10 protein-coding genes are annotated in these 10,827 nt (G+C 49.4%); all 10 read right to left on the reverse strand.

Annotated features, from left to right (window positions below; translation table 11 throughout):
- Positions 1 to 113 (reverse strand): arsenic metallochaperone ArsD family protein (locus tag B2633_RS05850; RefSeq protein ID WP_483169784.1); only part of this gene is annotated, 113 nt, incomplete at its 3' end.
- Between the two features lie 50 nt (positions 114 to 163).
- A complete protein-coding gene (arsB, locus tag B2633_RS05855) occupies positions 164 to 1,225 on the reverse strand; it encodes an ACR3 family arsenite efflux transporter (RefSeq protein WP_483169725.1) in 1,062 nt (353 codons plus the stop codon).
- 126 nt (positions 1,226 to 1,351) lie between these two features.
- Positions 1,352 to 1,681 carry an ArsR/SmtB family transcription factor gene (locus tag B2633_RS05860; protein ID WP_483169726.1) on the reverse strand — a complete coding sequence of 110 codons (330 nt, stop codon included), beginning with the start codon at positions 1,679 to 1,681 and terminating at the stop codon, positions 1,352 to 1,354.
- A 233-nt stretch (positions 1,682 to 1,914) separates the two neighbouring features.
- Positions 1,915 to 2,724 carry an ABC transporter ATP-binding protein gene (locus B2633_RS05865; RefSeq protein ID WP_483169727.1) on the reverse strand — a complete coding sequence of 270 codons (810 nt, stop codon included), beginning with the start codon at positions 2,722 to 2,724 and terminating at the stop codon, positions 1,915 to 1,917.
- Positions 2,718 to 3,719 (reverse strand): ABC transporter permease, encoded by a 1,002-nt coding sequence (locus B2633_RS05870; RefSeq protein ID WP_483169728.1) that lies wholly within the window; start codon positions 3,717 to 3,719, stop codon positions 2,718 to 2,720. Before B2633_RS05870 ends, B2633_RS05865 begins: the two co-directional genes overlap by 7 nt.
- 92 nt (positions 3,720 to 3,811) lie before the next feature.
- Positions 3,812 to 4,828 (reverse strand): ABC transporter substrate-binding protein, encoded by a 1,017-nt coding sequence (locus B2633_RS05875; RefSeq protein WP_483169729.1) that lies wholly within the window; start codon positions 4,826 to 4,828, stop codon positions 3,812 to 3,814.
- Positions 4,806 to 5,273 carry a C-GCAxxG-C-C family (seleno)protein gene (locus B2633_RS05880; protein ID WP_483169730.1) on the reverse strand — a complete coding sequence of 156 codons (468 nt, stop codon included), beginning with the start codon at positions 5,271 to 5,273 and terminating at the stop codon, positions 4,806 to 4,808. Before B2633_RS05880 ends, B2633_RS05875 begins: the two co-directional genes overlap by 23 nt.
- Positions 5,274 to 5,595: 322 nt before the next feature.
- Positions 5,596 to 7,422 carry a glutamine--fructose-6-phosphate transaminase (isomerizing) gene (gene glmS / locus B2633_RS05885; protein ID WP_483169731.1) on the reverse strand — a complete coding sequence of 609 codons (1,827 nt, stop codon included), beginning with the start codon at positions 7,420 to 7,422 and terminating at the stop codon, positions 5,596 to 5,598.
- A 248-nt stretch (positions 7,423 to 7,670) separates the two neighbouring features.
- Complete coding sequence (glmM, locus tag B2633_RS05890; RefSeq protein ID WP_483169732.1) at positions 7,671 to 9,026, reverse strand: phosphoglucosamine mutase; 1,356 nt, start codon at positions 9,024 to 9,026, stop codon at positions 7,671 to 7,673.
- Between the two features lie 76 nt (positions 9,027 to 9,102).
- Complete coding sequence (locus B2633_RS05895) at positions 9,103 to 10,728, reverse strand: NAD(P)/FAD-dependent oxidoreductase (protein WP_483169733.1); 1,626 nt, start codon at positions 10,726 to 10,728, stop codon at positions 9,103 to 9,105.
- Positions 10,729 to 10,827: the final 99 nt, after the last annotated feature.

Below are 10,827 nucleotides of genomic sequence, written 5' to 3' on the forward strand. Positions count from 1 at the left end.
TCCACCCGGTTGATCCATGGAATCTCATGGCCTGGCAGTTCCCGAGCAACGCCAACGCCGCACAGACCGGTTGGACAGCATATAGCCGGCTCAAAGATTTGTATTTTTTTCATGATTAATCGTTCTATTTGCTAATTTTTGCTACGGAGAACTAAATAGGTCTTCACTGCGTAGCAAGCCCAGGTTTAAAATATTTCTTTTTAAACTTTAAGGCCACATTCACCAGCAGGATCAATACCGGCACTTCTACTAGCGGTCCGATAACAGTGGCAAAAGCCTGGGCGGAATGAATTCCGAAGACAGCAACCGCCACGGCTATGGCCAGCTCAAAGTCGTTGCTGGCGGCTGTAAAGGCGATCGTCGTTGTCCTGGGATAGTCAGTTCCCATCCACTTGGCGATAAAAAAGGTGGCATACCACATCAATAAGAAGTAGATAGTCAAGGGAATCATCACCCGTACAACATCTAAGGGCAGCGATAAAATAACGTTGCCTTTCAAGGAAAACATGACCAGAATGGTGAATAGAAGCGCGATTAAGGTCAGTTTGCTGATGCGGGGGATATAATTCGTCTCATACCAATCCCGGCTTTTGCGCTTCAGCATAATGGTTCGGGTGATGATCGCCGCAATAAACGGAATTCCCAGGTAGATAAAGACGCTCTTGGCAATCTCCAACATGGATACGTCCACCACAACACTGGACAGTCCAAGCCAGCGCGGAATAACCGTTAGAAAGATGTAAGCGTAAATCGAGTAAGTTAGCACTTGAAATATGGCGTTAAAAGCTACCAGACCAGCCACATATTCAGGACTGCCCTCGGCCAGGTCGTTCCATACCAGCACCATGGCGATACAGCGGGCCAGACCGACCAGGATCACGCCGGCCATCAGTTCCGGCTTGTCAGGCAACAATAAAACAGCCAGGGTGAACATAACCAGCGGCCCCACAATCCAGTTTTGAATCAAGGAGAGGGCCAGCAGCTTAACATCCTTAAACACAGTGGGCAATTCTTCATAGCGAACCTTGGCCAGGGGCGGATACATCATAAGAATTAACCCTGTCGCAATAGGTATGTTGGTAGTTCCGACCTGAAACTGGCCCCAGAAGTCGGAAATACGCGGAAACAAATAGCCTGCCCCTATTCCTACCGCCATGGCCAGAAAAATCCACAGGGTAAGATAACGATCCAGAAAAGACAATTTGCGAGCAACGGATTCTCCCACACCAGAACCCTCCTCATACTGGTTTGTATAATATGTTTTGAAACTATGGGCCTGCTCTTTTAAACCCCATCAATACAAATTTTGTCCTCGTCGCCGCAGATGTTCTAGCGGGTATCGCGCCGATGATTACGTTTGGCATTTTTTTACCTCGGCAATTCCCTTGCAAATGCAGGTTTCTTGCTCGGTGGTGATACCATTCAAAAATTCTATCACCATGGAAACTTTTTCTGCGTTGATGCTGTATCTCATCCAGGCCCCGTCGCGCCTGCTGTCAATCAGACCGCTTTCGGTTAAAATTTTCATATGGTAGGATAGCGTGGGCTGCGTAATGCGAAAAAATTCCAGGATGTCACAGGCACACATTTCGCCACAGGACAGCATCTCTATGATTTTCAATCTGGTTTCATCGGATAACGCTTTGAATACCGGCACATATCCGGCATACAGATACTTCACGTTTTGATTCACCTCACATCGAAACCTTTCTATTATATCGATAAGCATCTATACGAATATAGTATTCATCACATCGATAAGTGTCAATATATGATTAAGTTAATTTTTAAAGATTTTTCCTGCATACATCATCCATAAAATATTAAAAAGCCAAAATATCACAGAAAGGACTGCTATTTTTGGCTTTATTAAAATGAATTATTGAAAGCCCCATATGGCCCAATCCTATCGAATTATAGGTAATAACTTAAGGTTTCTTCGCCTGCAAAATGCAGGGTTTCAAGAATTTTTGAACGCAATCTGAAAAAATCAGGATGGTTTCTTGCTCTTGGCTTACCTATGGGAACATCGATTATTTCTTGTATTTTCCCAGGTCTGGGCGTCATAATGACAATACGGTCGCTCATATAGATGGCCTCGTCCACGTCATGGGTTACAAGTACCACGGTGGTCTTCCTCTCTTGCCATATACGCAGAATCTCATCTTGCATTTGCATGCGGGTAAAGGCATCCAGCGCCCCTAAAGGCTCATCCATGAGCAACACCCTGGGATGATTGACAAGGGCTCTGGCCAGCGCCGCTCTTTGCGCCATACCGCCGGATAGATGATGAGGATACGATTTTTCAAATCCGGAAAGACCAACCAGTTTGATATATTCCGCGACATCTTGTTTTTTTTCGCGGTATATCTTGCGCGCTACCAAACCGGAAGCCACATTGTCATAAACATTGAGCCAGGGGAAAAGGGTGGGGTCTTGAAATACCAGGCCCCGCTCATAATGAGGGCCGGTAATCTTTTCTCCATTAAGAAAAAGCTCACCTTCGCTGGGAACGTCTAATCCAACGATCAGCCGCAGCAATGTGGATTTTCCACAACCGCTGGGTCCAATGAGTGCAATAAATTCTCCCGGCTTTATATGCAGGTTTATGTCTTTTAGAGCAATAACCTGATTGTCAGACGCTTCCCCAAAAACTCTTCCCACGTTCTTAATTTCAATTGCGCCGCCAACGGTATGACTACCGTTATCTTGTTCTGTTACCATTTGATCAGTCCTTTTTGCCAGATTAGCAGGCGGTCTCTAGTCTTAAACAGCAAACTTATAATACTGGAAAACATCACCGCTATTACAATCAAGCTGGTATATACTTTGGCGTATTCCGCCCAGCCCTGCGCCCAGTTTATATACCAGCCCAAACCAGCTTTTACGCCAAGCATTTCCGCTACGATCAATGTTAAAAACGATGTGCCCATGCCCATAAAAAGCCCCACAAAGATCATGGGCATGGACGCCGGGACGGCGACTTTAAATATTAAATATTTTTGATTTCCACCCAGCGTTTTCGCCACCTCGAAAAACGCATTTCTAACATTGGCGATTCCCGAACTGGTCATAACCGTAACCGGGAACCAAACCGCAAGTGCGATTAAGAATACGCTGGCTAAAAAGCTGGTCGGGAAAGCGACCAGCGCAATTGGAATCCAAGCCGTTGCCGGTATGGGCCCAATGATTTTCAAAAGCGGGCCGATCCAGTAATTCCAGCGTTGGCTCCAGCCCATTAAGGTTCCCGTAACCAGGCCCAGCAGAGCGCCGATGGCATAGCCGGCAAACAGCAGGCGCAGCGAATACGCCGTGCACTTGAGCAGCAATGGCCAGTCCTGTACGAAAGCGTATAATACTTTATCCGGCCCCGGGAAGTAGGGGAGCGGAAGCAGCTTAAGCTTTAGGGTCGCCAGATCCCAAATGCCAAAAAACGAAAAAAGCACCGCCAGCAAAGGCACCTTATAGCTCATGGCCTCACCCAAAGATTGGTTCCTCATGGAAGCGCATGCCAGGATGATATAAAAAATAATCACTGCTATTAAAACACCGGTATAAGTATTTGTCACATTGGAAACCTGTTTATTGGGCAAGAAACTATGCAGTGCCAGGTTAATCAACAGTACGATCACGGGAATGAATCTTATGAATAAGATGCGATATTTCGCTATTGATGGTGGTGCGGAAACCGCCGCCCTGGTTTCTTCTTGTTTGACCATTTGTGCTGGATTTTCGGACAATTTATTCACCTCGTTACATTGAAAAAGAGGGGTTATAAAAGCTTATAACCCCCCCGCCTCTACAATGATGATTACTTGCCATTGTAATCGGGTATTACTTCGGCGAAAACAGTTTTATACAGATCCGCTTCGCTGGTTCCGGCTTCCAGAATACCCTGGGTTTTAAGCTCCTTGATGTAGAACTTGATGTTATCCTGGGCTTGCTTGATGCTGGGGTTCCAGTTGTAGCTGCCCAAAAGCTTGGCGTTTAATTCGACATCCCCGCCGACATATTTGTTGTCCAAAGATATCTGAGCCGCTTCCTGGGGATTGCTTTGCACCCATTCCGCAGCTTTGAGCAAAGCCCTGGTAATCGCCGCCGCCTTCTCAGGATCTTTTGATACAAGATCCCCATTAACGCCCACAAAGCAGCAATAGTTATCCTTGAACGGATCATCCGCACCGATATCGAGCAGATAGATGTGGTTGTTATGGTCATGGGCCTGGGTGGGGAAGGGGTCCCAGGTCATATACGCCTGTATTTCATTTTTCTTAATGGCTTCGTCAAGCTGGGGGCCGGGATATGCTTTCCATTCCACTTCGGTGGTGGGGTTGATGCCGTTTTCTCTCAATTTCGTGGACAATGCGATCATCGGACCTCCGCCAATGGCGTCAACACCTATGGTCTTGCCTTTCAAGTCTGTAATATTTTTAATACCCGAATCCGCCGGTGTAACAGCTTTGATACAACCGGTATGTATCCCGGCGGTAAGTTTGATGTTGAGCCCCTGCTCTATGGGCTTGAACCAGGCAAAATTAGCCTGGGCAGCGTCAATGTTCCCGGCCGTCAGGCCCAGTTTAAGCTGTTCAAATCCGGCCTGAACCAGTTCAACCTCCAAGCCTTCTTCCTCAAAAAATCCTTTATGGTATGCCACAAATGTCGGAGCCTCGCAGGTTCCTCCCGCATAAGCGATAACCGCTTTTTTCTTTACAGCCGTATCCTGCGCAGGTGCCGGCGTTTCACTCTTACTGCAGCCGGCCAACAACCCTGATAAAAGACCTATCGCCAGAATGAGTCCCAGTATTTTAGCCAACTTTTTGCGCTTCATCCGCTGCCGCCTCCTCAGTGCTTTTTTTCAAAATATCTACCAGTATCTCTACCGCGCCGCCGACATATTGTTCACAATGCTGATGGTGTTCGGGTTCCCCCCATATGACTGTTTTGGTCAGTCTGCGGCAGCACGTGGCCTTGTACTTTTGCTTGAAACGGTTATGCAGTTCCTGGGTCAAAGCAAAAACTTCATCTACATCGTTTTCCGGGTTTGTTCTGCCTTTAACGGCACTTAGGACCAGAACCGCACCTGTTAAAGAGCCGCAGCAGCATTTAGAAGCGCCCAGACCCGCGCCAAAACCAGTTGCCATTTTAAGAGCAGCATCGCTCAGCCCTAGATCCAGATCTTCATTAAACACTTTGAGAATTGCCTCCGAACAATACAAGCCATTTTTGAACAAATCAACTGCTTGTGTGGCCAATTCCTCCTTTTGCAATGGCATTTTATTCCCTCCCTTAGCCAATACATAGTAATTCAATATGTATTATAAGATATTCCATTTGACCCAGTATACGAACTATATCGAATATTGTCAATATCTTTTTATTTATCCTATCTGTTTAGTTTGATTTCAGGCATACCTGGTATCCTCCATGTTAGAAAGCAAGATAATAGAAAAGAACAACCATGGGCTGGTTGCTCCTGAATAAGGCCGTTATCCGTTCGTTTGACTCAGGCAATTAATAATCTAATTCGAACAAAAGCCGGAACAGTTAGTTAATTCACTGTTCCGGCTTCAGACTGTCAAGGTGGTAAATTGCAGCCTATTCCACGGTTACGCTCTTGGCCAGATTCCTGGGTTTGTCAACATCCAGACCCCGCATCACGGCCATGTAATAGGCGAAGATCTGCAGGGGCATGACCCCGATTATTGGCGCCAGGATGGGATTTATATCCGGAAGCAGGATCTGTTCGTCACACTCCTGGCAGGCCTCCTGCAGGTTGTTTTTACAGATCGCCACCACTACGGCCCCCCTGGCTTTGACCTCTTTAATATTGGACATGGTCTTTTCCACCAGGCCATCCTGTGTAATCAGGGCCAAAACCGGCACCCCGTTGTCGATTAAGGCCAGGGGCCCGTGTTTGAGTTCACCGGCGGCATAGGCTTCGGCATGGATGTATGAAATCTCTTTCAACTTTAAGGCGCCTTCCATGGCCACCGCATAATCAAAGCTGCGCCCCAGAAAAAAAGTGCTCTGCACGTGAGCGTATTTATGGGCCAGCGCTTTGATCTCGCCCTCCTCGGAAAGAACCTGTTCAGCCAGGGTATCGGTATAGAGCAGGTCACTGTACAGGTGCTGCAATTCCTGTTTGTTCATGGTACCGCGCACGTCAGCCAGATAAAGGGCCAGCAGATACATCACGATAAGCTGCGTTGTATATGCCTTGGTAGAGGCTACCGCTATCTCCGGTCCGGCATGGGTATATATGACCTGATCGGCTTCACGGGCTATAGCGCTCCCCACCACATTGGTGACCGCCAATACCTTGATGCCCTGTCTTTTGGCTTCCTGCAGGGCTGCTTTAGTATCGGCGGTTTCCCCTGATTGGCTGATGACTATCATCAAATCATCAGGGTTCCACAGGATTTCACGATAACGAAATTCCGATGCAATATCAGTCTCCACCGGCACCCGGGCCAGCTTCTCAATGGCCACCCGGCCCACCAAACCGGCGTGATAGGCGGTGCCGCAAGCGACAATAAATATTTTCCTTATCTTTTGAAATACATCATCCATACCCAGATGGGAAAAATCGACTCGTCCGTTAACTGCCGTTCCCCTGAGCGTAGCCCGGATGGCTTCAGGCTGCTCATGGATTTCCTTGAGCATGAAATGCTCATACCCGCCCTTCTCCGCGGATATGGGGTCCCAGGTCACGGTAAATACCGATTTATCCACCGGGTCACCGATTAAATCGGTAATAACCACCTCATCCGCCTTGACCACCGCAAATTCGTTGTCATCCAGAATATAGACCCGGGTAGTGCGTCCCAGTATGGCCGGGATATCGGAAGCCACATAATTCTCGCCTTCCCCCAGCCCGATTATCAAAGGACTGTCTTTTTTGGCGACGATAATCTTGTCGGGTTCATCCTGGTGGATTGCCGCCAGCGCAAAGGAGCCATGCACCACCGCCAGGGTCTGGCGCACCGCCGCTTCCAGGGAGTGATGGTAATACTTCTCTACCAGGTGGGCTATCACCTCGGTGTCAGTTTCCGACACAAAATCATGGCCTTCCAGTATCAATTGCTTGCGCAGTGAGGCATAGTTCTCAATGATGCCATTGTGCACCACCGCGATGCGCCCCGAACAGTCGCTATGGGGATGAGCGTTGCGGTCACTGGGAACCCCGTGGGTGGCCCAGCGGGTATGCCCGATACCCAGCGTGCTGCCGGGAAAATCCTGCAAATTGTCGATCAGTTCGGCCAGCCGGCCTTTGCGTTTCATGGTATCCAGGCTGGCGGTCATTCCGGGCCGGTATACAACAATACCGGCCGAATCGTAGCCGCGGTATTCCAACCGGCTCAATCCGTCTATAATTACCGGCACAGCATCAGAGCGGCCGATATAACCCATAATTCCGCACATGTTTTTTTATTTAACCTCCATAGGGTTTTTTCGTTTATATTGCACCATAATACAGGCCGGAAATATCCATTCCCGACTCTTGATAAACAATATTGGCATCCACTAAAAGCCTCTTTGTGGCAGGCATTACTGCCGGCTTTTGCAGGCTTTTTAACGATGGTGGCCACCGGGGGGCATCCGCCGAAACACTCGATAAACCCCCTCCTCGTCAACCCCAGATGAAAACTCGGGTTCAGGCGCTTTAATGATTATTGACCGGCTACCGCCTCGACAGCCTTTTTGATATCATCAATCACATCCTTTAAAAGATATTGGTCAGAACCCTGGGCCATGATTCTTACCAGTGGCTCAGTTCCCGAGGGCCTCACCACCAGTTTTCCCCATTCTCCAAGTCTCCGTTCCGCTTCATTGAGCGCGGTTTGAACAACCTCATGCGACAAAACCGCTTCTTTGTTCTCGATGCGGACATTAACCAGCAGTTGCGGGTATTTTTCCATCTCACGGCCTAGCTCCGAAAGAGTCAATCCGGTTCTTTTCATCACCTCCACCAGCTTGATAGATGTCAGCAAACCGTCTCCGGTTGTGGCATGACTTTTAAAAATAATGTGTCCGGACTGCTCGCCGCCCAGGAGAGCGCCGGTCTCCACCATTTTTTCTAAAACATAACGGTCCCCTACCTTGCAGCTATCCACCCTGACATTTTCACGGCGCAGGGCGATCTCAAAACCGATATTGCTCATCACTGTCGCTACTACTGCAGGGGGATTGAGCAGATTTTGGCGATGCATATCCAGGGCGCAGATGAGCATGATATAATCGCCGTCCAGCTCATGGCCGTTTTCATCAATGGCGATGCAGCGGTCGGCATCACCGTCATAAGCGATCCCCAGATCAGCATGATAATGCTGCACCGCTCTTTTTATCAACCCGGTGTGGGTTGAGCCGCAGCGTTCATTGATATTGATGCCGTTGGGCTTGTCACCAATGCTTATGACCCGGGCGCCCAGGCGCTGCCACAGAGCGGGAGCCACGTGATAGGCTGCTCCATTGGCACAGTCCAATATCACTGTCATCCCTTGCAAATTCATTTTTTGACCACAGCACGATAAAAGATATTCCAAATAACTCTCCGTGGCTGCTTCAACGGTGTAAACCCGGCCAACATCAGGTCCCTGCGGACGGCTCAGTCCATCCGTTCCCTGCCGGACCAATTCCTCAATTCTTTCTTCAATTTCATCGGGAAGTTTATATCCAGCCGGGCCAAAGAATTTGATGCCGTTGTCCTCTACCGGATTATGCGAGGCAGATATAACGATGCCGCAGTTAGCCTGGTATTTTTCTGTCAGATAGGCTACTGCCGGAGTAGGGACGATTCCTGCTGTCAACACATCTGCGCCGGTAGAACATATCCCAGCCACCAGGGCTGACTCCAGCATGTCTCCGGATATGCGGGTATCTTTGCCCACCAGTATGCGCGGTCTCCCGGCAGGGTTTTGCTGGGCTAATATATAACTTCCTGCCCGGCCTAATTTGAAGGCCAATTCAGCAGTTAAATCCAGGTTGGCAATACCTCTGACTCCATCTGTGCCAAATAAACTCCCCACAGTAAGATCCTCCTGCAATTAATAACTTTACGATTGTTCGAAGATAATTCAATTCTGCTTTTTTGTCAATACGCTGTTATCCGGTAAGGTCTTGCAATCCCCGGGCCGGACATAAAGATTCATGCTCTAAGGTCATCGCTTCCAGGGGCGGCCGGTAATCCTGGATTATAGCTTCAGCGGCCTTCAAACCATCTGCTGCCGAGCTCATGATACCACCGGCATAACCGGCTCCTTCCCCGCAAGGGTAAAGGTTGGCAACATTAACCGATTGCAGGGTGGCATTCCTGAGTATGCGCAACGGTGCCGAGGTTCTGGTCTCTACTCCGGTTAAAACCGCCTGCGGGTGGAGGAAGCCCGGCATCCGTTTATTCCAGAAGGATATGGCTTTAACCAGGCTGCGGCACCAGGTGTGCGGCAGCAGCTGCCATAGATCGCCGGGTGTCAGGCCGGGCTGATAGGTAGCCAGAGAGCCCTTCAGCGAACGGCTGGATTCCTGCTCCATAAAATCAGTCAGCATCTGAGCCGGGGCTTTATAACCGCCTCCCCCTAACCGGTAAGCCTGTTCTTCCAGGGTTTCCTGGAGACCTATCCCCCCTAAAGCGGTGTTTTCCCAATCGCCCGGGTTTACGGTTACCACCAGGGCTGAATTGGCAATACCCGAATCACGTGCGGTGTAACTCATGCCGTTGGTAACCACCTGCCCGGGCGCTGAAGAGGAGGCAATTACGAAGCCGCCCGGGCACATACAAAAGGTATAAACCCCGCGCTGGCTCTTGTCGTCCTGATAGGTCAGATGGTAATCAGCCGCCCCCAGACGCGGGTGCCCGGCATAATCTCCATACTGTATGGAATCTATTAGGCTCTGGGGATGCTCCACACGCAGTCCGATCGCGAAAGATTTGGGAATCATGGATACACCACGAATATTCAGCAACCGGTATGTTTTCCTGGCGCTGTTGCCCACGGCCAATACCAGCAATGAACAGGATATCTCCAGACTGTTATTTATTACTATGCTTTTTATTTGCCCATTGTTAATACTAATGTCTGTCAGCTGGGCATCGAAATAGATCTCGCCGCCATGTTTAAGAATCTCGGCGCGTATGCCTTTAATAACCTTCCGGATGCCATCGGTGCCAACATGGGGCCTTTTCTGATAACGTATGGAGGGTTCAGCCCCGTGGGCGACAAACACATCCAGAATCTGTCCTATGCGGCGGTCGCCGCTGCGCGTGGTCAATTTGCCATCGGAAAAAGTGCCGGCGCCGCCTTCGCCATACTGGGTATTGCAGTACTCATCCAGGACCCCGTCTTTCCAGAATTTTTCTACCGTATTAATCCGCCGGCCTACATCCAGACCCTGTTCAATGACAATAGGACGATAACCGTAGCGGGACAGCAACAATGCAGCAAACAGTCCGGCAGGCCCGGCGCCGACTATGATGGGCGGACTGCTGAGGAGGGTCTGGCCTTGAATTGGGCGCCATTCAGCTGGTTCTTCTAAGGGCGCAATCTGAGGGTGATCCGGTATAATTGCACCCTCGGGGAGCAGTACCTCCAGGGTGACATTAAAGTGCACCTCTTTACGCCTGGCATCCACGGCTTCACGAATAAGCCGTACCTGGCCCAGGTTGTCCGGGGATAGCTTGAGGATTTTGGCGGCTTCCCTGTACAACTCAGGCTGCTGGTAATCCAGCGGCATTTTGACATTTTTTATTTTAACTCTCGTTGGCATGGCCGGCTTCTCCTATGGTGACATTAACTATGACCCGGGCGGGAAAAGCCTTTACCCCCTGAGGAG

This window comes from Syntrophomonas sp. UBA1041 (assembly GCF_002316705.1).
Taxonomy (GTDB): Bacteria; Bacillota; Syntrophomonadia; order Syntrophomonadales; family Syntrophomonadaceae; genus DTU019.